Origin of the sequence: Parasphingorhabdus sp. (genome assembly GCF_036963705.1) — a bacterium.
GTDB lineage: Bacteria > Pseudomonadota > Alphaproteobacteria > Sphingomonadales > Sphingomonadaceae > Parasphingorhabdus.
Window position 1 is genome coordinate 81,125 of sequence record NZ_JBALUT010000002.1, and the last position, 22,606, is coordinate 103,730.

The following is a 22,606-nucleotide window of genomic DNA, read 5'->3' on the forward strand; positions in this document are numbered from 1 at the left end:
GAGCGACTCTTCTTTCTATCCGATGGAAATATCACCGGCGCGTATTTCGATAAGCGTTCCATCGGCTTTTCTCAAGCAGAGTGCGCCATCCGCGGTGAGTCCGGCATATTCCCCGGTGGTTTTCTCGCCGCGTTCATCGCTGGTCGTGACGGTGCTGCCAACCGGATGGGCCAGCTTTTGCCATTCCGACAGGATATGCGGAATTCCCAGCTCGCGCCAGTCTTTAACGAAAGCAGCGAATGTACCGGATAGACGGTCCAGAAATCCGGCGGCGTCGATGGTAGCGCCCTCGCCCGCCAGGCTGGTCAATATCCGGCCTTCCACTTCCGGCGTCACCGCGACATTCACGCCAATGCCGACTACTACCTGATCCTTCACCCGCTCCAGCAGGATGCCGCAGATTTTCGCTTGCGAGACCAATATGTCATTGGGCCATTTCAGGATCATCTCGGTACCCGGGAGACAGGAACGTATCACCGTATATACAGCCAGTCCTGCGACAAAGGACAGAGATGACGGCGACGGATCACCGGGCCGGATATCGACTACAGTGCTGCAATAGAGATTGCCCTGTGGACTCTCCCATTTGCGGCCAAGACGTCCGATACCGCCCGATTGCGTCTCTGCCCGCAGCCAATAGCCTTCGATGGCGCTGCCCTGTGCAGCAAGCGCCTTCAGGTCCGCATTGGTGGATGCGGTTTGCTTGACGGTTTCTATGCGGACAGTCAGAAAAGCGACGCCGCGGCTGCGTTGGCGATCGGGGCCATGAACGGTATCGCCAGATAGCCCAGCGGCGAGACGAACAATGCCAGAACCGCAATCAGGATATTTTCGGTCTTGTGGCCGGTGGCAACAATCTCGCTGGCAGGATCATCAAAATAGATGATCTTGACGACCTTGATATAGTAGAAAGCACCAATCACCGAAGCAGCAATACCGATGACCGCGAGCGGCAACATGCCCGCAGCGACCGCAGCATCAAATACCAGAAACTTGCCCCAGAAACCGAACAGGGGCGGGATTCCGGCAAGCGAGAACATGAAGACCGCAAATGCCGCAGCAAGGCCCGGACGGGTTTGCGACAGGCCAGCGAGGCTGGACAGGCTTTCCAGCGGCTTGCCATCCTTGTCACGCATTTCCAGTACGCAGATAAAGCTGCCCAGAGTCATCGCGACATAGACGACCAGATAGAACATCATCGCCGAAATGCCCTGCGCCGTGCCGGTCGCGAGACCGATCAGCAGGAAGCCGACATTGTTGATCGAACTATAAGCGAGCAGCCTCTTGATATTCTGTTGACCGATCGCGGCTACCGCGCCGAGAATGATCGAAGCCAGAGCAACGAACACGATGATCTGCTGCCAGGCAGAAGTCTGGCCACCAAAGGCATCGATGATCACCCGTGTCGTCAAAGCCACGGCGGCCACTTTCGGGGCACTGGCGAAGAAAGCACTGACCGGTGTCGGCGCGCCTTCGTAAACATCCGGCGTCCACATATGGAAAGGTACGGCGCTGATCTTGAACGCCAGTCCCGACAGGACGAGAACCAGTCCAATCAGCGGGCCGGTAGCAAGATCACCGGTCAGAGCATCACCGATAACGGCGAAGCTGGTCGATCCGGCAAAACCGTAGACCAGAGAGATACCGAACAGCAGCATGCCGCTGGCCAGCGCTCCAAGAACGAAATATTTCAAACCGGCTTCCGAAGAGCGTACGTCGGTGCGGATGAAGCTGGCCAGAACATAAGCTGACAGGCTGTTCAGCTCCAGACCGATATAGAGGGTCATCATGTCGGTCGCCGAGACCATCATCCCCATGCCGATACAGGCAAACAGAATCAGGATCGGATATTCAGCGCGATATTTGCCGCCGGCCTGGAAGAAACGCGGTGCAATCATCAGCGAGATAATCGCTGCAAGATAGATAAGGAATTTCGCAGAACTGCCAAAGGCATCCATGCGATATTGTTCAGAGAATGCGTAAACGCCGCCTTTGAAATCAGGCTCGTGCGCCAGCACCATCAAAAGGATTGACGCGCCGACAAGCGCGGCTGCCGACAATATGGTGACCAGACGAGCCGATTTGTCGCCGCCCCATGCGGCAATCATCAGCAGGATCAGACTGGAAGCCGAGAGAAAGACTTCCGGCGAAACCAGCCAAAGGGAATTTCCGATATCCATCAGTGTGCCTCCCCTTGGGCATGGTCTTTGGCGACGGCCTTGGCCTCGCCCATTTTAAGATGCGCGTCGCCTTCAGGAGCCGCGCGGTCGATACGCGCAACGAGCGCGCCAACGTCACCGCGGATCGGAGCCATGAAGCTTTCGGGATAGACACCCATCCACATTACAGCAGCGGCGATCGGCGCAAGCAGCGCCATTTCCCGTGCAGACAGATCCGGCATCGCTTTGACATCCTCGTGAACAAGTTCACCGAAAGCAACCCGGCGATAGAGATAGAGCATATAGCCTGCGCCGAGGATGATCCCCGTTGTCGCTACAAGCGTGACCCAGCTGTTGACCTCGTAGAGGCCGATCAGCGATAGAAATTCGCCGACGAAACCGCTGGTGCCCGGCAGGCCGATCGAAGCCATGGTGAACAACAGGAACAGGATCGCATATTTAGGCATGTTGATCGCGAGCCCGCCGTAACGGCTGATTTCCCGTGTATGCAGGCGGTCGTAAATGACGCCAACACAGAGGAAGAGTGCTGCAGATACAAGACCGTGGCTCAGCATCACAATGATCGAGCCCTCGATACCCTGCCGGTTGAACGCGAACAGTCCAAGCGTGACGATCGCCATATGGGCAACCGACGAATATGCGATCAGCTTCTTCATATCCTGTTGCACCAGTGCAACCAGAGATGTGTAGACCACAGCGACCATCGACAGGCCGAAGATCAGCCAGATGAACTGCTCGGACGCTTCTGGGAACATCGGCAGAGAGAAACGCAGGAAGCCGTAGCCGCCCATTTTCAGCAGCACACCAGCCAGAATCACCGAACCGGCGGTCGGCGCCTGAACGTGGGCATCCGGCAGCCAGGTGTGGACCGGCCACATCGGCATCTTGACCGCGAAGCTGGCGAAGAAGGCCAGCCACAGCCATGTTTGCGCCTCGGGTGCGAAATCATAGTTGAGCAAGGTCGGAATGTCGCTGGTTCCGGCATCCTGCACCATCCACAGCATCGCGATCAGCATCACCACCGAACCAAACAAGGTGTAGAGGAAGAATTTGTAGCTGGCGTAAATCCGGTTGGCACCGCCCCAGATACCGATGATCAGATACATCGGGATCAGGCCTGCCTCGAACAGGATGTAGAACAGGAAGATGTCCTGCGCTGCAAACACGCCGATCATCAGCACTTCCATGAACAGGAAGGCCGCCATATATTCGCCGACCCGCGTCTGGATCGTTTCCCAGCTGGCACCGATACAGATCGGCATCAGGAAGACGGTGAGCATGATCAGCATCATAGAAATGCCGTCGATACCCAGTGCCCAGGCAAAACTACCGAACGGTTCTGCCCGCTCAACATATTGCCACTGCGGACCACCGATATCGTAATTGGCCCAGAGGACCACACCAAGCACGAACAGCACCAGCGTTGTAACTAGTGCCAGCCAGCGTGCCGCCTGCGCGTTGAGGAACAGACAGATAATCGCTGCCAGCATGGGCAGCCCCATCATCAGGGACAGGATCGGGAAATCAAGCTGGTTCATTAGCTGGCTCCCTGCACGATAATCCACGTCGCGGCGGCAGCGAGGCCGAGCAACATGACGAGCGCATAAGTATAGAGATATCCGCTCTGGAAGCGCTTCATCACGCCGGAACCGCTAGCGATAACCGCTGCAATGCCATTGGGGCCAAAGCGGTCAATCGTGCCTTCGTCACCCTTCTTCCAGAACAGTCGTCCGAACCAGAATGCGGGGCGGATGAATATCCGGTCATAAAGCTCATCGAAATACCATTTGTTGAAGAAAAATGCATAGAGCGGGCTGAAGGTCGCGGCGAGACGCGCCGGACGGTCGGTTCCACGGAAATACATGAAATAGGCGGTTGCGAGACCGGTTAGCATCGCGGCGGTAGCCGACAGTTTAACCCATAAAGGCACTTCATGCATCGCGTGCATCAGTCCGGCATCATAAGCGATCGCGCCGTTCCAGAAATTGCCGTCGTCAATGAACGCGTGGCTGAAGACAAAGCCTGCGAACACTGCGCCGATCGACAAGAGACCCAGCGGCACCAGCATCGTCAAAGGACTTTCATGCGGATGATAGCCACCGGTCGTGTCATCGCCAGCCTGCTCTGGCGTCTTGTGGACGCTATGCTGGATATGTTCGGACTGGATCCAGCGCGGCTTGCCCCAGAAGGTCAGGAACATCAGCCGCCAGCTGTAGAAGCTGGTGAGCAAGGCGGCGAGTACGCCAATGAAGAAGGCAAATTGGCCAACCTGGCTACCCGAAGCGAACGCCGCCTCGATGATCGCATCCTTGGAATGGAAACCGGCAAAACCGGCGTGTAGCCAATAGATACCGACCCCGGTGATCGCCAGCGTACCGGCCATCATCGCCCAGAAGGTCAGTGGAATTTCTTTCCGCAGCCCGCCATAATAGCGCATATCCTGCTCGTGGTGCATGGCGTGGATGACCGAACCGGCGCCGAGGAACAAAAGCGCCTTGAAGAAGGCGTGGGTGAACAGGTGGAACATCGCAACATTATATGCGCCAACACCAGCAGCGAAGAACATATAGCCGAGCTGAGAGCAGGTCGAATAAGCGATCACCCGTTTGATGTCATTCTGGACCAGACCGACGGTCGCGGCGAATATCGCGGTGGCAGCGCCGACCACGGTTACAACGGTCAAGGCGACGGGGCTGGTTTCGAACATTGGCGACAGCCGGCAAACCATGAACACGCCTGCGGTGACCATGGTGGCGGCGTGGATCAAGGCCGAAACCGGTGTCGGGCCTTCCATCGCGTCCGGCAGCCATGTGTGCAGGCCGAGCTGCGCCGACTTGCCCATCGCGCCGATGAACAGCAGCAAGCAGAGGATGGTCATGGTATCGAGGCGCATGCCAGCGAAAGTGATGGACGAACCGGCCATCGCAGGAGCGGCTTCGAGAATTTCGGGGATCGACACCGTGCCGAACACCAGGAAAGTACCGAAGATACCGAGCATGAAGCCGAGGTCACCAACGCGGTTGACGACAAAGGCCTTGATTGCGGCGGCATTGGCGCTGGGCTTCTTGAACCAGAAACCGATCAGCAGATAGGACGCCAGACCAACGCCTTCCCAGCCAAAAAACATCTGGACCAGATTATTGGCGGTCACCAGCATCAGCATGGCAAAAGTGAACAGCGACAGATAGGCGAAGAAACGCGGCTGGTCCGGATCTTCATCCATATAGCCCCATGAATAGAGATGGACGAGCGCGGAGACGGTGGTCACGACCACCAGCATCACTGCGGTCAGCGTATCAACGCGCAAGGACCAGTCGAAATTCAGATCGCCCGAAATGATCCAGGTCATAATGGGCACGACTTCGGCGGTGCTGGTTCCGCTGACAAAACCGATGAATATCGGCCAGCTCAGCGCACAAGCGGTAAACAACGCGCCGGTGGTGATGACCTTGGCGGGTACATTGCCGATGATGCGGTTACCAAAACCTGCGACTATCGCTGCCAGCAGGGGCAGGAATACGATTAGCTGGATAGCCAAAGCCTTATCCCTTCATCCGGTTGACATCATCGACGGCAATGGTACCGCGCTGACGGAAATAAATCACGAGAATAGCCAGCCCGATGGCGGCCTCGCCTGCGGCCACGGTCAGGATGAACATGGCGAAAACCTGCCCGGTCATGTCGCCGAGAAAGGCGCTGAACGCGACAAAATTGAGGTTCACCGCGAGCAGGATCAATTCGATCGCCATCAGGATGATGATGATATTCTTGCGGTTGAGAAATATGCCGAGCATGCCCATCACGAACAGGATTGAGCTGACGACGAGATAATGTTCGATACCGATCATAGCTCGACCCCTTTACCGACTTCAGGCTGCGTGTTGCGGGTTGCGTCTTCGGGCCGACGAGCGACCTGATGGGCAATATTCTGTTTTCTCACGCCACTGCGTGTGCGGTGGGTCAGAACGATTGCGCCAACCATGGCGACCAGCAGGATCATGCCCGCGGCTTCAAACAGGAAAACATATTTGGTGTAGAGCAAAGCGCCCAGTTGCTCGATATTCGAAGGCGCGCCTTCCGGCAGGCCGACAACCGCATTGGCATCGCCCATTCCGGCAGATGACCAGGACATGACACCAAAAATAATCAGCTCTGCCGCCAATATGACGGCGAGCAACAGTCCGAGCGGCAGGTGCTTCATGAAACCGGCCCGCAGTTCGGCAAAATCAATGTCGAGCATCATCACAACGAACAGGAACAATACCGCCACGGCACCGACATAGACGATGACCAGAAGCGCCGCGATAAATTCCGCGCCGACCAGAACCATCAGGCCCGCAGCGTTGAAAAACGCCAGGATCAGCCACAAAACACTATGCACCGGATTGCGCGCAAAGATGCAGAAAGCACCGCTGGCAAGCACGATGGATGCGAATAGATAGAAAGCAAATATTTGCATTACACACATCCTCCCTGAGGCGAAGCTTTGGGGAGGTGGCGCGCAGAATGCGCGACGGAGGGGCCGAACGAAGTGAGGACGGCGCGTGGCCCCTCCACCATCCTGCGGATGGTCCCCCTCCCCGTGCTACGCACAAGGAGGAAAAGTTCAGCATATTTTTGCACATTTTCCCCCATTGGAATCACCACAGCGCCCATTACCGGTAGGGCGCATCGGCAGCAAGATTTGCCGCGATTGCCCGCTCCCATTTGTCGCCGTTTTCCAGCAGTTTCGATTTGTCGTAAATCAGCTCTTCGCGCGTTTCCGTCGCATATTCGAAATTCGGACCTTCGACAATCGCATCAACCGGGCAGGCTTCCTGACAGAAGCCGCAGTAAATGCACTTGGTCATGTCGATGTCATAGCGCGTGGTACGGCGCGAGCCATCTTCGCGCGGTTCGGCCTCGATAGTGATTGCCTGAGCCGGGCAGACCGCTTCGCACAGCTTGCACGCGATGCAGCGTTCCTCGCCATTGGCATAGCGGCGCAAAGCATGCTCTCCCCGGAACCGCGGCGAAATCGGGTTCTTCTCATAGGGATAGTTGATCGTCTTCTTCGCCTTGAAGAAATATTTCAGCGTCAGCATATGCGCGCCGAGAAATTCCCAAAGGGTGAAGGCTTTGATATGTTGTGCGATACTCATAGCGGCAATCCAAACTTGTCGATCATCACATATCCGCTGACGAGAACAACCCACAGCAGGCTCAGCGGCAGGAATATTTTCCAGCCCAGACGCATCAGCTGGTCATAGCGGTAGCGCGGTACCGTCGCCATCACCCAGCTGAAGATGAAGAAGAAAAAGAACATCTTGCCGAACAGCCAGATGATGCCCGGGATATCGAACCACGGAATCCAGTCGACATCGAGCGGCGGCAACCAGCCACCCCAGAACAGGATGACGTTGAGCGCGCACATCAGCAGGATATTGGCATATTCGCCAAGCCAGAACAGGGCGAAGGACATCGAGCTATATTCGGTCTGGTAACCGGCAACCAGCTCGCTCTCCGCTTCGGTCAGATCGAACGGGTGACGCGCGGTTTCCGCCATCGAGGCGATCAGGAACACCACCGCCATCGGGAACAGCAGCGGGTTCAGACCATAAGCGTTGATCATCCCGAAAAGATGTCCTTCTTGCGAAAGCACGATATCGGTAAGATTGAAGGTTCCGGCGAACAGCACCACCGAAATCAGGATGAAGCCGATTGAGACTTCATAAGAGATCATCTGCGCGGCGGCGCGCATGGCTGAGAAAAACGGATATTTCGAGTTACTCGCCCAACCGGCGATAACCACGCCGTACACGCCCAGCGAACTGATCGCGAGAATGTAGAGCAAGCCGATATTGATGTTGGCCAAAACCATGCCTTCGCCGAACGGGATAACCGCCCATGCGAGCAAAGCAACGGTGAAGGTGATGATCGGCGCGAGCAGGAAAAGACCCTTGTTGGCGCCAGAAGGAATGATGGTTTCCTGCAGGAATACTTTCAGGCCATCGGCGAAGCTCTGGAGCAAGCCGAAGGGACCAACCACATTGGGGCCGCGGCGCAGCGCCATCGCCGCCCAGATTTTCCGGTCGACATAGATGATCATCGCGACGGCCAGCATCAGCGGCAGCGCGATCAAGAGTATCAGTGCGAGCGTAGCGACGAACCAGCCGAGCTCGGCACCCAGGAATGTGGTCTGGAGATATTCGGTCATTTAATATTTCCTCCCTGAAGCGCAGCTTTGGGGAGGTGGCGTGCCGAAGGCGCGACGGAGGGGCAACTGGTCGAGGCTAAGGCCCCTCCACCACGCTTCGCGCGGTCCCCCTCCCCGTGCTTCGCACAAGGAGGAAAAAAGGTAGCAGTTTGCATCATTCCGCCGCCTCCATAATCTCGTCATCGGCATGCAGCAATTCCGCGGAACAGCGCTGCATCGTCGCACTCGCGCGGGCAATGCTGTTGGTAAGGTAGAAATCCTTGATCGGATGGACGCCCTGCCCCGTTGGCTTGTCGGGCAAGCCGGTTGGCGGCGACCATTCGAGCGTCACCAGACCTTCCTGCGCCAGTTCCGGATGATCCTTCGCCATATTGGCGCGCAATTCCGCGAAACTGTCAAATGGCAAAGTCTTGCCCATCACATCGGACAGCGCCCGCAAGATGCTCCAGTCTTCGCGCGCGTCACCGGGCGCGAAGATCGCCTTGTTCGAACGCTGCACTCGACCTTCGAGATTGACATAAGTGCCGTTCTTCTCGGTATAGGCAGCGCCAGGCAGGATCACGTCCGCCGCATGGGCACCGGCATCGCCATGATGGCCGATGAAGACCTTGAAGCTGTCCTTGAACGCTTCGTAATTCATTTCATCCGCGCCGAGCGCCAACAGCAATTTCGGTTTCTTCGCCGCAATCGCCTTGATCCCGCCGTCAGTGGCATAGCCGAGCATCAGGCCACCGGTGCGCGAAGCACCGATGTGGAGGACGTTAAAGCCGTTCCAGCCATCACGAATCAGCTTATATTTGCTCGCCAGCTTGAGCGCTGCGCCATGCGCGCCTTCGATGCTGAGCGCACCGCCACCGAGAATGATGGCCGGCCGTTCAGCGCCCTTCAGCGCGTCGGCAAGAGCCTTGGGCAGCTTCGCCAGCAAGCCCATATCGTCGCCCAGCCATTCGACCGGATAAGTTTGGTCCGCTTCGGGACCGATGCCATAAACCTTCGCGCCGCCCTTGCGGACAGCCTTGCGGATGCGGGTGTTGACCAGAGATGCTTCCCAGCGCGGGTTGGTCGAGACCAGCAAGATCACATCCGCTTCCTCGATACCGGCGATGGTAGAGTTGAAGTTCACCGCAGCGAGACTGGAGACATCATAGGAAAGACCGGTCTGACGGCCCTCCAGCATGTCCGACTTCATCGACTTGAGCAGCTTTTTCGCCGCATACATGGTTTCGCAGTCAACCAGATCACCGGCAATAGCGGCAACCGAGCTGCCTGCGTTCACATCGGCAATCGCCTGGAATGCTTCGTTCCAGCTTGCTTCTTCCAGCTTGCCGTTCTTGCGCACATAAGGCTTGTCGAGACGGCGCTTAATCAGCCCGTCAATCGCGTGGCGAGTCTTGTCGGTCGCCCACTCCTCGTTCACGTCATCATTGACGCGAGGCAGAGCGCGCAACACTTCGCGGCCACGGCTGTCGATGCGGATATTGGTGCCGACACCGTCCATCACGTCGATGCCAAGCGTCTTGGTCAATTCCCAAGGACGCGCTTCAAAAGCATAAGGCTTGCTTGTCAATGCGCCAACCGGGCAGAGATCGACGACATTGCCGCTCAGTTCGCTGTGCACAGCGCCTTCTAGATAAGAGGTAATCTCCATACCTTCGCCACGGCCAATAGCGCCGATTTCCTCGACGCCAGCGACTTCCTCGCTGAACCGCACGCAGCGGGTGCAGTGGATGCAGCGGGTCATCACCGTCTTGATGATCGGCCCCATATATTTCTCGGTGACCGCGCGCTTATTCTCTTCGTAGCGCGAGCCGCCCTTGCCATAGGCCATCGCCTGATCCTGCAGATCGCATTCGCCGCCCTGATCGCAAATCGGGCAATCGAGCGGATGGTTGATCAGGAGAAATTCCATCACTCCTTCGCGCGCTTTCTTGACCATTTCGCTGTCGGTGCGGATTTCCTGACCTTCGGCAGCCGGCAGAGCGCAGCTCGCCTGAGGCTTCGGTGGTCCGGGCTTAACCTCCACCAGACACATGCGGCAGTTGCCGGCGATGCTCAGGCGTTCGTGGTAGCAGAAACGCGGGATTTCCTTGCCCGCAAGCTCGGCGGCCTGCAGCACGGTCGCGCCTTGCGGCACTTCGATTTCGATGCCATCTACGGTGACTTTAGGCATAACTACTCCGCAGCCTCCATGATTTCGGGCGCCATCTCTTCGCCCTTGTGCTCGCGAATGCGCCGCTCCATCTCGGGACGGAAATGCTTGATCAGGCCCTGGATTGGCCAGGCAGCCGCATCACCAAGCGCGCAGATGGTATGGCCTTCGACCTGTTTGGTGACTTCGTAGAGCGTATCGATATCGCCGATTTCAGCGTCGCCATCGCGCATTTTTTCCATCACGCGCCACATCCAGCCGGTGCCTTCGCGGCACGGCGTGCACTGGCCGCAGCTTTCGTGCTTGTAGAAATAGCTGAGCCGCGAGATCGCGCGGACGATGTCGGTCGACTTGTCCATCACGATGACCGCAGCGGTACCGAGGCCGGAGCCGACATCCTTGAGGCCGTCAAAGTCCATCGGCGCGTCCATGATCTCATGGGCCGGCACCAAAGGCACAGACGAACCGCCCGGGATAACTGCAAGCAGATTGTCCCAGCCGCCGGTGATACCGCCGCAATGTTTCTCGATCATATCCTTGAACGGGATCGACATCGCTTCCTCGAACACCGCCGGCTTTTCAACATGGCCGGAAACCTGGAACAGTTTTGTCCCGTGATTGCCTTCGCGGCCAAAGCTGGAGAACCAGGCAGCGCCGCGCCGAAGGATCGTCGGAACGACTGCAATAGACTCGACGTTGTTGACCGTAGTCGGGCAACCATAGAGACCAGCACCGGCAGGAAATGGCGGCTTCAGGCGCGGCTGGCCCTTCTTGCCTTCCAGGCTTTCGATCATCGCGGTTTCTTCGCCGCAGATGTATGCGCCGGCGCCGCGGTGGACGAAGACGTCGAAATCATAGCCGGATTTGGCGGCATTCTTGCCGATCAAGCCAGCGTCATAGGCTTCCTTGACGGCAGCCTCCATGACCTTGGCTTCCATGATATATTCGCCGCGAATATAGATATAGGCGGCGCGCGCGCGCATCGCGAAACCGGCGATCAGCGCGCCCTCGATCAGCTTGTGCGGATCGTTACGCAGGATTTCGCGGTCCTTGCAGCTGCCCGGCTCGGATTCATCGGCGTTGATGACGAGAAAGCTCGGCCGCGGATTGCCCTGGCTATCCTTCGGCGCTTCTTTCGGCATAAACGACCATTTCAGACCGGTCGGAAAACCCGCCCCGCCGCGGCCACGCAGGCCGCTGGCCTTCATTTCCTCGATAATCTTGTCATTGCCGCGCTTGATGATATCGGCAGTATTGTCCCAGTCGCCGCGCTTCTGAGACGCCTTCAGGTCCCATGACTGGAACCCATAGACATTGGTGAAGATACGGTCTTTGTCCTGAAGGAAATCAAACGCCATTATTTTTTCCTCCAACGACCCCAGAGGCCGCCAACGATACCGATGATGACCACCGCGAGCCCGATCCAGCCTGCATATCCGTCGACTTGCATGGCATTAGAGCTCCCTTCCGACACCGTTCGTCTCGAGCGAAGTCGAGAGACCGATTGTCGCGCAATGTGTCTCGACTATGCTCGACACGAACGGAAAACGGTTCACAGAAAATCCCATCACCATTCCCCCCGGTAATCGTGATTTTCTTTAACCATCGCCTTCAAATTCGTCGGACCACCTTCGGCTTCGCTGGTCTTGCGACCGATCTGCGAACCGACCTTGATATCCTTGCCTGCCGCGAGATCCTCTAGGATCCGGGTCATGATGTCATAGTCGAGGTCTTCGTAATTATCATCGTTGATCTGCACCATCGGCGCGTTGGAGCAATTGCCCATGCACTCGACTTCGGTCAGCGTGAACAGACCGTCGGGCGTGGTCTTGCCCTTGTTGAGGCCCTTGTTCGCGCAGGCGGCCATCACATCGTCACTGCCGCGCAACATGCAGGGCGTGGTGCCGCAAACCTGGACGTGGAAACGGCCAACCGGCGCGAGATTATACATGGTGTAGAAAGTCGCGACCTCATAGGCCCGCATATAGGGCATATCGAGATAGGCGGCGACATATTCGATCACCGGGACCGGTAGCCAGCCCTGCGTCTTGGTGTCCGCGCCGACCTGCCGCTGGGCAAGGTCGAGCAACGCCATGACCGCCGATTTCTGGCGGCCAGCCGGATATTTCGCAATCTGCCATTTGGCCAGCTTCTCGTTCGCAGGCGTAAACGCAAAATCGCCCCATTTGGCACGGGTTTCGATTTCGTCGGGGATTGTTGGTGCCTCAGCCATTATCGGTCACACTCTCCAAATACGATATCAATCGCGCCCAAGATCGCGGTGGCGTCGGGCAGCATGTGACCCTTTGTCATGAAGTCCATCGCCTGCAGATGCGAGAAAGCAGTCGGGCGGATCTTGCAGCGGTAAGGCTTGTTGCTGCCGTCGCTGACCAGATATACGCCGAATTCGCCCTTGGGGCTTTCGGTCGCGACATAGACTTCGCCGGCGGGGACGTGGAAGCCCTCAGTGTACAATTTGAAATGATGGATCAAGGCTTCCATCGACTGTTTCATCTCGGCGCGCTTGGGCGGGACGATCTTGCGGTCGGTGGAGGCAACGGGTCCGTCGGGCATTTCGTTGAGGCACTGGCGCATGATCCGCGCGCTTTGCTTCACTTCCTCGACCCGGACCATGAAGCGATCATAGCAATCGCCGCGCGTGCCTACCGGAACGTCAAATTCCATCCGGTCGTAGACATCATAAGGCTGCGACTTGCGCAGGTCCCAGGCGACACCGCTGCCGCGCAATACCGGACCGGAGAAGCCCCAGCGCACGGCATCTTCTTTCGACACGACTGCAATATCGACATTGCGCTGCTTGAAGATACGGTTGTCGACCACCAGGCTCATCGCATCGTTGAACAGGACCGGAAATTCATCCAGCCAGTCGGCGATGTCGGTGAGCAGCTTCAGCGGCACATCCTGATGCACGCCGCCGGGCCGGAACCAGGCGCTGTGCATGCGGGCGCCGCTGGCCCGTTCAAAAAATTCCAGGCACTGCTCGCGGATTTCGAACACCCAGATATTCGGGGTCATCGCGCCGACGTCCATGACATGGGCGCCGATGTTGAGCATGTGATTGCAGATCCGGGTCAGTTCGGCGAACAGCACCCGCAGATATTGACCGCGCAAAGGCACTTCGAGATCGAGCAATTTCTCGATCGCCAGCACATAGCTGTGCTCCATCGCCAGCGGTGAGCAATAATCGAGCCGGTCAAAATAGGGCAAAGCCTGCAAATAGGTTTTGTGCTCGATCAGCTTCTCGGTGCCGCGGTGCAGCAGGCCGATATGCGGATCAACCCGCTCGACCACTTCGCCGTCCAGCTCCATCACCATCCGCAGCACGCCATGGGCGGCCGGATGCTGGGGACCGAAGTTGATCGTGAAATTCTGGATTTCCAGATCGCCAACCGTCGGGTCGGCGCCATCGGCGATATGGTCCATTTCGTCGAGATAGTCAGACATTTGATATCTCCGATTCAATGCCGTTCGGGCTGAGCTTGTCGAAGCCCGGCTTGTGACAGACCATGTCCTTCGACAAGCTCAGGACGAACGGGTTGGCGGGCCGGAAACTCACTTGCCCTCCCCCTTCTTTTGCGTACCCGACTTGGTCCGTTTCGGAGCCGGCTTCTTTGCTTTCGACTCTTTGCGCTTTGACGGCTTGGCGGCTGCTTTGTTGGCCTTGTCGCCAGCGCCGGTATCATTCTTGTCGTCTGTTGTTTTGGGTGTTGGCGGGGGCGCAACGCCACCCACTTTTTCGTCGCCGGGCAGAATATAATCCGCGCCTTCCCATGGCGACATGAAATCAAAGCTGCGGAAATCCTGTGCCAGCTTGACCGGTTCGTAAACCACGCGCTTGGCTTCTTCGGAATAGCGCATCTCGACATAGCCGGTCAGCGGGAAATCCTTGCGGAACGGGTGGCCCTGGAAACCATAGTCGGTCAGGATGCGGCGCAAATCGGTATTGCCGTCAAACAAGACGCCGTACATGTCGAACACTTCGCGCTCGAGCCAGCCGGCGACTTCCCAGATATGGGTGACGCTTGGCACCGGCGTATCCTCGTCAGTCGAAACCTTGACGCGGATGCGGTGATTCTTGGTCAGGCTGAGCAGATGATAGCAGACTTCGAACCGTTCCGGACGATCCGGATAGTCGACGCCGGCGATTTCCATCAGCTGCTGATATTCATGCTTGTCGCGCAGCTTGTCCAGCACCGAAGCCAGCTTGCTGCGCTCGACGGTAAAGCTGATTTCGCCATAAGCCTCGACCGTATCGATCAAGGCAGCGCCAATGGCTTTGCCAAGCTTTGCAGCAACGCCGGTGTTGCTGGAAATTGTGGGTGCGGAATTTGCCATATTAACGCTCGAACGTCCCGATGCGGCGGATCTTCCGCTGCAACTGCATCACACCGTAGAGCAAGGCTTCGGCGGTCGGCGGGCATCCAGGTACGTAAATATCAACCGGAACGATCCGGTCGCAACCACGGACAACCGAATAGCTGTAGTGATAATAGCCGCCGCCATTGGCGCAACTGCCCATCGAGATTACATATTTCGGATCGGACATCTGGTCATAGACCTTGCGCAGAGCCGGTGCCATTTTGTTGCAGAGCGTTCCGGCAACAATCATCACGTCCGACTGGCGCGGACTGGCGCGCGGCGCAGCGCCAAAGCGCTCCATGTCGTAGCGCGGCATATTGACGTGGATCATCTCGACCGCACAGCAAGCGAGACCGAAAGTCATCCACCATAAAGAGCCGGTGCGCGCCCATTGGAACAATTCTTCGGTCGACGTGACAAGGAAACCCTTGTCATTCACTTCCGAATTCAGGTCCTTGAAAAACCCCTCGTCGGGATCGGTATTCGGCCGCATCGGCGTACCGTCGGCGTTGAGTATCGCCGAACCCGTGGTGCTAGCCTCTAATCCCACTCCAGCGCTCCCATTTTCCAAGCATATATATAACCGATGATCAATTCCGCGAGGAACACCATCATCGTCGACCAGCCAACCCAGCCGGTCAGATCAAGCGACACTGCCCACGGGAATAGAAACGCCGCTTCGAGGTCAAAAATGATAAAGAGGATCGCGACCAGATAGAAGCGCACGTCAAACTGGCTGCGCGAATCTTCGAAGGCGGGAAAGCCGCATTCATATTCCGAGAGCTTTTCAGCGCTGGGATTATGGGTTCCGGTCAATCGCGAGACGCCCATTGGCAGAAACACGAAGGCTGTCGACAAGCCAACGGCTACGAACAGGAACAACAAAATAGGTGCATATTCGGAAAGATCGACCACAATAGACTCGTTTCGCTAATATTCGGGCTGCTTTTAGGCAGTGGTTCCCCATGCCGCAAGGTCGAAATGGCTTAAATTTGCGGCCATTTGCGAGCCATTCGCACTTACAGCAGCGACTTCGCCAATATCCGGTGCAGCTTGCTGTGCAGCGCTTCATTCGATGCCAATATTTCACCCTGACCGATTGGCTGATCGCCGCCGGTATAGTCGGTGACAAAACCACCGGCTTCGCGAACCATCAAAATGCCCGCAGCAACGTCCCAGACTTTTAGCCCCGCTTCAAAAAAGCCGTCATAACGACCGGCTGCCAGCCAGGCGAGATCGAGCGCGGCCGAACCGTTGCGCCGGATACCCGCCACCTGTGGTGCCACGGCACCGAAAATGCGCGCCCATTCGCTAAGATCGCCATGGCCCTTGAAGGGAATGCCGGTGGCAATAAGGGCTTCTGACATATCGCGACGGGCCGACACGCGCAAACGGCGCTCGCCGAGCCACGCGCCCTTGTCCATTTCCGCCCACCATGTCTGGTCGCTGAGCGGTTCGTAGATCAGGCCGCTGGTAATCTTGCCCCAGCCACGCCCGTCGAGCGAGGGCTCCTGTACCGCGATCGAAATCGCGAAATGCGGAATGCCGTGGAGAAAATTGGTCGTGCCGTTGAGCGGATCGATGATCCAGCGCGGCTTGCCTTCTTCGCCTTCAATCATGCCCCCCTCTTCGAGAACGAAGCCCCAGCCGGGTCGAACATTCAACAATTCGTCATAGAGAATACGCTCGGCGTGCATATGCGCCTTGGACACGAAATCGGTGGGGCCTTTTTTAGACACCTGGAGATGCTCGACTTCACCAAAGTCCCGGCGCAGGCGCGAACCCGCCTTGCGCGCAGCGCGCTCCATGACGGTGATAAGGGCGGAATGTGCTGGCATTTAATTATCTCCCCCCTCCTGCTTACGGGAGGGGCTGTGGGTGGGTCTATCTATTTTTCAAAGAGCGGGTGAGCAACATAGTCATGCCCGCCCCTGCCCCCTCCCGCAACCGGGAAGGGGAATTATTCCTAGGAAACCTTGCCAACATATTCGCGGGCATAAACGTCAACGATGATCCGGGTTCCTGCCGAAATGAACGGTGGCACCATCACGCGGACGCCATTGTCGAGAACAGCGGGCTTGTAGCTGGAAGAAGCCGTCTGGCCCTTGACCACGCCATCGGCTTCGACAATCAATGCCTCGATCTGGTCGGGCAGCTGTACGGAGATCGGCTTCTCGTCGTAAAGCTCTAGTTGCACATCCATGCCATCCTGCAAAAACTCGACCGCATCGCCAAGCAAATCGGCTGGCAATGTCAGCTGTTCGTAATTTTCCTTGTCCATGAAGGTCAGCATGTCGCCATCTGCGAACAGATATTGAAAGGTCTTGGTATCAAGCCGGACCTTCTCGACCGTATCCGCGCTGCGGAAACGGACATTGGTCTTGCGGCCATCGATGAGATTTTTCATCTCGACCTGCATATAGGCGCCGCCTTTGCCCGGTTGGGTATGCTGGATCTTGGCGACCTTCCACAAGCCACCTTCATATTCCAATATATTGCCCGGACGGATATCCACACCGCTGATTTTCATCGCTTGTCTCGCTCGATCGTTTGTTTGATTGAGCGGCGCTGTAATCTGCTGGCCGATAATAGGCAAGCCCGGTGACACTGAAAGACTTTCGGGAAAGGCTTCAAGATTCCGGCACAGGTCTTTTTCATACAATACGACCAAAGGCTCGCGAGCTATTACCGAATCATGACGCAAAGAGAAATCGTCCGATCCCCGGGAGATCTTACAAAAGTGGCTCCCCGCGAAGGAAGAGTACTGGCTGCTGGCCTGTTCGGCTATTCGATTTGCAACGGCGAGATGCGTTCGTTCAAGCCAACTGAAGGCTATCTGCGCGACATGGAACAGATGCCCAGCTTTCCACTGCCATCGGTCAGCAGTTTCGTCGCCCAATATCTGTCATCGAACATCGGCAAGACCCGCAGCTCTTCCTAGCAAGCTAGCTGCTTTCCAGAATCTCGTTGAAACCGCGGACAGCGTGGGCCGGACCTTCAGGGTCATTCCAGACCGCGCCGCATATTGCGAGGAAATCAGCGCCGGCCTCGATCAGCGGCTGGCAGTTTTCCGGCGTGATCCCGCCGATTGCTACGCTGGGAATTTCCATCATCGCCGTCCACCATTTGAGGATATCCAGGTCCGGCGTGTGGAATGTTTCCTTGGTCTCGGTTGGAAAAAATGCGCCGAAAGCCACATAATTGGCACCGCCCTCGCCCGCTTCCATCGCAAGGTGGCGGCTATCGTGACAGGTGATGCCGATCTGGACATCCAGCCCCAGTTCGGCGCGGGCATTTTTCAGATTCTCGTCACTTTGCCCCAGATGCACGCCATCCGCGCCCAATTGTTTGGCCAGCGCGATATCGTCGTTGACGATGAAGGCGACATCATGTTCATCACACAGGGCCTTTAGCGGCGCGGCAAGCCGGGCCGCTTCCTGCTGGTCAATATCTTTCACCCGAAACTGGAACGCAGCGACCGGTCCCGCTTCCAGCGCTTCTTTCAGCTGTTGCGGAAAATCACCGCCGGTTTCGAGCGGCGAGATCAGATAAAGTTGGCAACGCGGATCAATCATGTTCGTTCACTCTTCCCGGACGACGGCCATCAGGAAACCATCCCATTTCTTGGCTCCGACGGTCTGTATAGCCGTGGCGTCCAGTTGCGGGTGGTTTTTCAGCATTTCATACAGTTTGCGCGTGCCCGGGACTTTCGGATCATCGCTGCTTGGGTCAAGGACACGACCTTCGCGGACAACATTATCGAAAATCAGTAAAGCGCCGGGACGCGCCAATTTTAGCGCATAGTCAAGATAGGAAGCGTAATTCTGCTTGTCGGCGTCAACAAAGACCAGATCAAAAGGCGCCCGCCTCTGCTCTACCAGGCCGTGCAACGTTGCCAGCGCTTCTCCAACAAGGATATCGACCTTTTCGCCCTGTCCCGCATTGTCCAGATTCCGACGAGCTACAGCGGCATAATCCGGCTCTAGCTCAAGCGTGACCAGTTTCCCGCTGTGACCAAGACCCCGCGCCAGGCTAATCGCCGAAAATCCACCCAAAGTCCCGATTTCGAGGATATTCTCCGCCCGATTGGCGCGCGCCAGCAATTCCAGCATCCGCCCCTGGGTTATCGAGACATCGATCGGTGGCAGTCCTGCGGCGGCATTGGCGGCCAGACAAGCATCGAGCGCCGGATCCTCGCCAATCAAATGATTGACGATATAATCGTCAACATCGGACCAGCTGGGATCGGCGCTCTGCAAGGTGAATTCCTCAGGTTCGGCAATTAAGCAATCGACGCCCGGTAGATCTTGTCGATCGCGCTTCCGAGCACGGCATCAAATTCCTCATCGCTTTGCGAAACGCGCAAATCCTGAAGCAATCCGCGGCTGAAGCTGGCGATCATGCCTTCATTCTGAGCCAGTCCTTCGCAAGCGTCATCGGTCGAGAAACCACCCGACAGCGCTACCAGACGGACCACTTTCGGATGGTCGACCAGGGATTTGTACAAATTGGGCTCGACCGGGATCGACAATTTCAGCATCACCCGCTGGTCGTCGGCCAGGGCATCAAGCTGCTTGGTCAGTTCGCCGAGCAATATCTTGTCGCATTCCGCGCGTTCGTCGCTCTTGATATTCACTTCCGGTTCGATGATCGGCACAAGTCCGTTGGCCAATATCTGTTTGCCGAATTCGAATTGCTGCGCGACATTGGCGGCGATGCCCTTGGCATTCGCCTTGTTGATGACCGAACGCATCTTGGTCCCGAACATGCCTTTGGCGACGGCCTTCTTGCACTGATCGTCGAGATCGGGGATCGGCTTCATTAGCTGAACGCCATTTTCTTCGTCGGCCAGTCCTTTGTCGACCTTCAGAAAAGGCACAACGCCGCGATCCCACAAAGCTTCCGGAACCGGCTTGCCGTCGGCTTCACCGTTCATGGTTTTCTCGAACAGAATCGCACCGATAACCTTGCCGCTGCCAAAGCTTGGCGCGGTGATGATGCGGCTGCGCATCTTGTGGATCAGCCCGAACATTTCGTCATCATTCGAAAACGCATCTTCGCCAATGCCGTAGCCGGCCAGTGCTTTTGGCGTCGAGCCACCGCTCTGGTCCAGCGCGGCGATAAAGCCCTGACCATTTTCAATTTTCTTCATCATTTCGCTATTCGCCATTTTTCGATTCCCATTATATTTTTTTATCGGACTGTTTCAGTGCTTCCACGCCGGGCAGCACCTTGCCCTCCATCCATTCAAGGAAAGCGCCACCGGCAGTCGACACGAAGCTAAAGTCGTCCGCTACGCCCGCCTGGTTGAGCGCGGCCACCGTATCGCCACCGCCGGCAACCGAAAGCAATTGCCCTTCTTTGGTCAGCGCCGCCGCTGTTCTTGCCAGAGCAACCGTCGCCATATCAAAAGGCGGTGTTTCAAATGCACCCAGCGGACCATTCCAGACCAGAGTCTTGCAGGTCTTGAGCACGTCGGACAAAGCTTCAACCGCAGCCGGACCGATATCCAGGATCATTTCGTCGGCCTCGACCTCGTGAACATTGACCGTGCGGGTTGGCGGATTGGCCCTGAATTCCTTGGCGACCACCACATCATAAGGCAGATGAACCGTGCAATCGGCCTTGTCAGCGGCTGCCAATATTTCATTCGCGACATCCGCCAGATCATGCTCGCACAAGGATTTGCCGACATTCACGCCGCGCGCGGCGAGAAACGTATTGGCCATGCCGCCGCCGATAATCAGATGGTCCACTATTTCAACCATTTGCCGCAAGACGTCGAGCTTGCTCGAAACCTTGGCGCCACCGACCACTGCTGCGACCGGATGTTCGGGGTTTCCCAGAGCTTTATCAAGCGCAGTTAATTCGCGTTCCATCGAACGACCGGCGTAAGACGGCAGATAATGGGCAATCCCCTCGGTGGTGACATGAGCGCGATGCGCGGTCGAGAAAGCATCATTGACGTAAAAGTCGCCGAAGGACGCGATCATCTTGGCCATGGCGGGATCATTTTTCTCTTCACCCGCAGCAAAGCGGCTGTTTTCGATCACCGTGATGCTGCCATTGGGCAGAGCGGCAATCGCGTCCGCGTCCGGGCGTTGCATGAAACCCACATCCCGGCCGAGGACCGCAGCCAAAGGAGCGACCACCGGTTCGAGCGAAAATTCCGGCCTATATTCGCCCTTGGGGCGACCGAAATGCGCCAGCAACAGCAGTTTTGCACCCTTATCCGCCAATTCGATGACCGTCGGCAACAAAGCCTGCAGCCGCGTATCGTCGGTCACCTTGCCGTCCGCCATCGGGACGTTCAGGTCGACGCGGACCAAGCCGCGCTTCCCCTGAACGTCACCGATATCATCCAGCGTTTTAAAGTCTTTAGAAGACATTATTGAGAGCCTTTATGATTTAGATCAAGCCGGCCATCACTTTGGCGGTATCGATCATGCGATTGGAGAAGCCCCATTCATTGTCATACCAGCTGACGACGCGGACAAGCTTGCCGTCCATCACCGTTGTTTCGAGACTGTCGACCGAACTGCTCGCGGGCTGATGGTTGAAATCGCTGGAAACCAGCGGCTTGTCTTCAAACACCAATACGCCCTTCATCGGGCCGTCTGCCGCGGCTTTCAGCGCTCCGTTGATTTCCTCGACGCTGGTATCGCGGCCCGGCGTGAACACCAGATCGACCAGGCTGACATTGGGTGTCGGGACGCGGATCGACGAGCCGTCGAGCTTGCCGTTCAGTTCCGGCAACACCAGACCAACGGCCCGGGCTGCACCCGTGGTCGTCGGGATCATGTTGACCGCACCGGCGCGGGCGCGACGCATATCGCTGTGGATCTGGTCGAGCATCCGCTGGTCATTGGTATAGCTATGGATCGTGGTCATGAAACCGCGTTCGATGCCGACGGTATCGTTGAGCACCTTGGCGACCGGCGCCAGGCAGTTTGTTGTACAAGAAGCATTAGAAACAATGACATCCGATGACGTCAGGACGTCATGGTTGACCCCGAAGACAACCGTTTTCAGATCACCCTTGGCCGGTGCCGAGATCAATACGCGCTTCGCGCCGGCATCGATATGCGGCTGCGCTGCATCCTTGGACTGGAAGAAGCCGGTACACTCGAGCACGATATCCACGCCCATCGCTGCGTGCGGCAGATCACCAGGATTGCGCTCGGAGGTTACGGCGATTTTCTGGCCATTGACCATGATATGATCGCCATGGGCGGTCACTTCGCCGGGGAAGCGGCCATGAACGCTGTCATAGGCAAAAAGCAGCGCGTTAGATTCGGCATCCGCGAGATCGTTGATCGCGACCAGCTCAAGGCCATCATCATCACGTTCGAGAATTGCGCGGGCCACAAGGCGGCCGATCCGGCCAAATCCGTTAATTGCTACTTTCGTCATCTATTTTGCTCCTTTGAATTCAAATTTACCGGCGAAATTCAGCCAATTTTCTTTAATATCTGCGGGGTAATCGCATCCACGGTCAAGCCGAAATGGGCGAACAGGTCGTCGATCGGCGCCGAGGCTCCGAAAGAGTCGATACCGAACCGCATTCCGTTCAGGCCGGTATAGCGTTCCCAGCCGATAGTCGTGCCGGCTTCGATCGAGACCCGCAGCACAGCGTCACCGCCAAGCAGTTCACTGCGATAGGCATCGCTTTGCCCGTCAAATAATTCAGCGCATGGCATC

The 22,606-nt window shown here is 57.1% G+C and carries 24 protein-coding genes; 1 reads left to right on the forward strand and 23 read right to left on the reverse strand.

Going from position 1 to position 22,606, the window contains the following annotated elements:
* Positions 1–15: 15 nt before the first annotated feature.
* The 17 genes from V7680_RS00925 to efp form a co-directional block, all read right to left on the reverse strand.
* A complete protein-coding gene (locus V7680_RS00925) occupies positions 16–807 on the reverse strand; it encodes a biotin--[acetyl-CoA-carboxylase] ligase (protein WP_335651429.1) in 792 nt (263 codons plus the stop codon).
* A complete protein-coding gene (gene nuoN, locus V7680_RS00930; protein WP_335651406.1) occupies positions 726–2,180 on the reverse strand; it encodes an NADH-quinone oxidoreductase subunit NuoN in 1,455 nt (484 codons plus the stop codon). Before nuoN ends, V7680_RS00925 begins: the two co-directional genes overlap by 82 nt.
* Positions 2,180–3,718, reverse strand: a complete 1,539-nt coding sequence (locus V7680_RS00935) for an NADH-quinone oxidoreductase subunit M (RefSeq protein WP_335651407.1) — start codon at positions 3,716–3,718, stop codon at positions 2,180–2,182. The genes nuoN and V7680_RS00935 overlap by 1 nt, the downstream gene beginning before the upstream one ends.
* Positions 3,718–5,718 (reverse strand): NADH-quinone oxidoreductase subunit L, encoded by a 2,001-nt coding sequence (gene nuoL, locus V7680_RS00940; protein ID WP_335651408.1) that lies wholly within the window; start codon positions 5,716–5,718, stop codon positions 3,718–3,720. The genes V7680_RS00935 and nuoL overlap by 1 nt, the downstream gene beginning before the upstream one ends.
* A 4-nt stretch (positions 5,719–5,722) precedes the next feature.
* Complete coding sequence (gene nuoK, locus V7680_RS00945; RefSeq protein WP_067198924.1) at positions 5,723–6,028, reverse strand: NADH-quinone oxidoreductase subunit NuoK; 306 nt, start codon at positions 6,026–6,028, stop codon at positions 5,723–5,725.
* The gene (locus V7680_RS00950) at positions 6,025–6,648 is read right to left on the reverse strand and encodes an NADH-quinone oxidoreductase subunit J (protein ID WP_335651409.1); all 624 of its coding nucleotides are present in this window, start codon (positions 6,646–6,648) and stop codon (positions 6,025–6,027) included. Before V7680_RS00950 ends, nuoK begins: the two co-directional genes overlap by 4 nt.
* 187 nt (positions 6,649–6,835) lie before the next feature.
* Positions 6,836–7,321 (reverse strand): NADH-quinone oxidoreductase subunit NuoI, encoded by a 486-nt coding sequence (nuoI, locus tag V7680_RS00955; protein ID WP_176279037.1) that lies wholly within the window; start codon positions 7,319–7,321, stop codon positions 6,836–6,838.
* Positions 7,318–8,376 carry an NADH-quinone oxidoreductase subunit NuoH gene (gene nuoH, locus V7680_RS00960; protein WP_335651410.1) on the reverse strand — a complete coding sequence of 353 codons (1,059 nt, stop codon included), beginning with the start codon at positions 8,374–8,376 and terminating at the stop codon, positions 7,318–7,320. Before nuoH ends, nuoI begins: the two co-directional genes overlap by 4 nt.
* Positions 8,377–8,530: 154 nt before the next feature.
* Complete coding sequence (nuoG, locus tag V7680_RS00965) at positions 8,531–10,546, reverse strand: NADH-quinone oxidoreductase subunit NuoG (RefSeq protein WP_335651411.1); 2,016 nt, start codon at positions 10,544–10,546, stop codon at positions 8,531–8,533.
* A gap of 2 nt (positions 10,547–10,548) precedes the next feature.
* Positions 10,549–11,883 (reverse strand): NADH-quinone oxidoreductase subunit NuoF, encoded by a 1,335-nt coding sequence (nuoF, locus tag V7680_RS00970; RefSeq protein ID WP_335651412.1) that lies wholly within the window; start codon positions 11,881–11,883, stop codon positions 10,549–10,551.
* 209 nt (positions 11,884–12,092) lie between these two features.
* Positions 12,093–12,758, reverse strand: coding sequence for a complex I 24 kDa subunit family protein (locus tag V7680_RS00975; protein ID WP_335651413.1), 666 nt, complete (start codon positions 12,756–12,758; stop codon positions 12,093–12,095).
* Positions 12,758–13,990, reverse strand: coding sequence for an NADH-quinone oxidoreductase subunit D (locus tag V7680_RS00980; protein WP_335651414.1), 1,233 nt, complete (start codon positions 13,988–13,990; stop codon positions 12,758–12,760). Before V7680_RS00980 ends, V7680_RS00975 begins: the two co-directional genes overlap by 1 nt.
* 108 nt (positions 13,991–14,098) lie before the next feature.
* The gene (locus tag V7680_RS00985) at positions 14,099–14,881 is read right to left on the reverse strand and encodes an NADH-quinone oxidoreductase subunit C (RefSeq protein WP_335651415.1); all 783 of its coding nucleotides are present in this window, start codon (positions 14,879–14,881) and stop codon (positions 14,099–14,101) included.
* A gap of 1 nt (position 14,882) precedes the next feature.
* Positions 14,883–15,398, reverse strand: coding sequence for a NuoB/complex I 20 kDa subunit family protein (locus V7680_RS00990; protein WP_176279511.1), 516 nt, complete (start codon positions 15,396–15,398; stop codon positions 14,883–14,885).
* A gap of 47 nt (positions 15,399–15,445) precedes the next feature.
* On the reverse strand, positions 15,446–15,820 hold the full coding sequence (ndhC, locus tag V7680_RS00995; RefSeq protein ID WP_335651416.1) for an NADH-quinone oxidoreductase subunit A: 375 nt from the start codon (positions 15,818–15,820) through the stop codon (positions 15,446–15,448).
* Positions 15,821–15,924: 104 nt separating this feature from the next.
* Complete coding sequence (locus V7680_RS01000; protein WP_335651417.1) at positions 15,925–16,743, reverse strand: inositol monophosphatase family protein; 819 nt, start codon at positions 16,741–16,743, stop codon at positions 15,925–15,927.
* A 128-nt stretch (positions 16,744–16,871) separates the two neighbouring features.
* A complete protein-coding gene (efp, locus tag V7680_RS01005) occupies positions 16,872–17,435 on the reverse strand; it encodes an elongation factor P (protein ID WP_335651418.1) in 564 nt (187 codons plus the stop codon).
* A 165-nt stretch (positions 17,436–17,600) separates the two neighbouring features.
* Between efp and V7680_RS01010 the strand changes: the two genes are divergently transcribed.
* Positions 17,601–17,846, forward strand: a complete 246-nt coding sequence (locus V7680_RS01010) for a hypothetical protein (RefSeq protein ID WP_335651419.1) — start codon at positions 17,601–17,603, stop codon at positions 17,844–17,846.
* Between the two features lie 4 nt (positions 17,847–17,850).
* On the opposite strand, the gene thiE is transcribed toward V7680_RS01010, so the two are convergent.
* From thiE to V7680_RS01040, 6 genes are all read right to left on the reverse strand, one after another.
* A complete protein-coding gene (gene thiE, locus V7680_RS01015) occupies positions 17,851–18,480 on the reverse strand; it encodes a thiamine phosphate synthase (protein WP_335651420.1) in 630 nt (209 codons plus the stop codon).
* A gap of 6 nt (positions 18,481–18,486) precedes the next feature.
* On the reverse strand, positions 18,487–19,164 hold the full coding sequence (locus tag V7680_RS01020; RefSeq protein WP_335651421.1) for an O-methyltransferase: 678 nt from the start codon (positions 19,162–19,164) through the stop codon (positions 18,487–18,489).
* A gap of 23 nt (positions 19,165–19,187) precedes the next feature.
* On the reverse strand, positions 19,188–20,075 hold the full coding sequence (locus V7680_RS01025) for a fructose bisphosphate aldolase (protein ID WP_335651422.1): 888 nt from the start codon (positions 20,073–20,075) through the stop codon (positions 19,188–19,190).
* A 13-nt stretch (positions 20,076–20,088) separates the two neighbouring features.
* Positions 20,089–21,294 carry a phosphoglycerate kinase gene (locus tag V7680_RS01030; protein ID WP_335651423.1) on the reverse strand — a complete coding sequence of 402 codons (1,206 nt, stop codon included), beginning with the start codon at positions 21,292–21,294 and terminating at the stop codon, positions 20,089–20,091.
* Between the two features lie 19 nt (positions 21,295–21,313).
* A complete protein-coding gene (gene gap, locus V7680_RS01035; protein ID WP_335651424.1) occupies positions 21,314–22,318 on the reverse strand; it encodes a type I glyceraldehyde-3-phosphate dehydrogenase in 1,005 nt (334 codons plus the stop codon).
* Positions 22,319–22,356: 38 nt separating this feature from the next.
* Positions 22,357–22,606 (reverse strand): transketolase-like TK C-terminal-containing protein (locus V7680_RS01040; protein ID WP_442954950.1); only part of this gene is annotated, 250 nt, incomplete at its 5' end.

Excerpts from the sequence above, each read along its gene's own strand:
- nuoK (WP_067198924.1), bottom strand. The coding sequence starts at position 6,028 with ATGATCGGTATCGAACATTATCTCGTCGTCAGCTCAATCCTGTTCGTG.
- nuoI (WP_176279037.1), bottom strand. The coding sequence starts at position 7,321 with ATGAGTATCGCACAACATATCAAAGCCTTCACCCTTTGGGAATTTCTC.
- V7680_RS01000 (WP_335651417.1), bottom strand. The coding sequence starts at position 16,743 with ATGCCAGCACATTCCGCCCTTATCACCGTCATGGAGCGCGCTGCGCGC.
- nuoH (WP_335651410.1), bottom strand. The coding sequence starts at position 8,376 with ATGACCGAATATCTCCAGACCACATTCCTGGGTGCCGAGCTCGGCTGG.
- nuoG (WP_335651411.1), bottom strand. The coding sequence starts at position 10,546 with ATGCCTAAAGTCACCGTAGATGGCATCGAAATCGAAGTGCCGCAAGGC.
- V7680_RS00980 (WP_335651414.1), bottom strand. The coding sequence starts at position 13,990 with ATGTCTGACTATCTCGACGAAATGGACCATATCGCCGATGGCGCCGAC.
- V7680_RS00985 (WP_335651415.1), bottom strand. The coding sequence starts at position 14,881 with ATGGCAAATTCCGCACCCACAATTTCCAGCAACACCGGCGTTGCTGCA.
- nuoF (WP_335651412.1), bottom strand. The coding sequence starts at position 11,883 with ATGGCGTTTGATTTCCTTCAGGACAAAGACCGTATCTTCACCAATGTC.
- V7680_RS00990 (WP_176279511.1), bottom strand. The coding sequence starts at position 15,398 with ATGCGGCCGAATACCGATCCCGACGAGGGGTTTTTCAAGGACCTGAAT.
- gap (WP_335651424.1), bottom strand. The coding sequence starts at position 22,318 with ATGACGAAAGTAGCAATTAACGGATTTGGCCGGATCGGCCGCCTTGTG.
- V7680_RS00950 (WP_335651409.1), bottom strand. The coding sequence starts at position 6,648 with ATGTGTGTAATGCAAATATTTGCTTTCTATCTATTCGCATCCATCGTG.
- efp (WP_335651418.1), bottom strand. The coding sequence starts at position 17,435 with ATGAAAATCAGCGGTGTGGATATCCGTCCGGGCAATATATTGGAATAT.
- V7680_RS00975 (WP_335651413.1), bottom strand. The coding sequence starts at position 12,758 with ATGGCTGAGGCACCAACAATCCCCGACGAAATCGAAACCCGTGCCAAA.
- V7680_RS01010 (WP_335651419.1), top strand. The coding sequence starts at position 17,601 with ATGACGCAAAGAGAAATCGTCCGATCCCCGGGAGATCTTACAAAAGTG.
- thiE (WP_335651420.1), bottom strand. The coding sequence starts at position 18,480 with ATGATTGATCCGCGTTGCCAACTTTATCTGATCTCGCCGCTCGAAACC.
- V7680_RS01025 (WP_335651422.1), bottom strand. The coding sequence starts at position 20,075 with ATGGCGAATAGCGAAATGATGAAGAAAATTGAAAATGGTCAGGGCTTT.
- V7680_RS01030 (WP_335651423.1), bottom strand. The coding sequence starts at position 21,294 with ATGTCTTCTAAAGACTTTAAAACGCTGGATGATATCGGTGACGTTCAG.
- V7680_RS00935 (WP_335651407.1), bottom strand. The coding sequence starts at position 3,718 with ATGAACCAGCTTGATTTCCCGATCCTGTCCCTGATGATGGGGCTGCCC.
- nuoN (WP_335651406.1), bottom strand. The coding sequence starts at position 2,180 with ATGGATATCGGAAATTCCCTTTGGCTGGTTTCGCCGGAAGTCTTTCTC.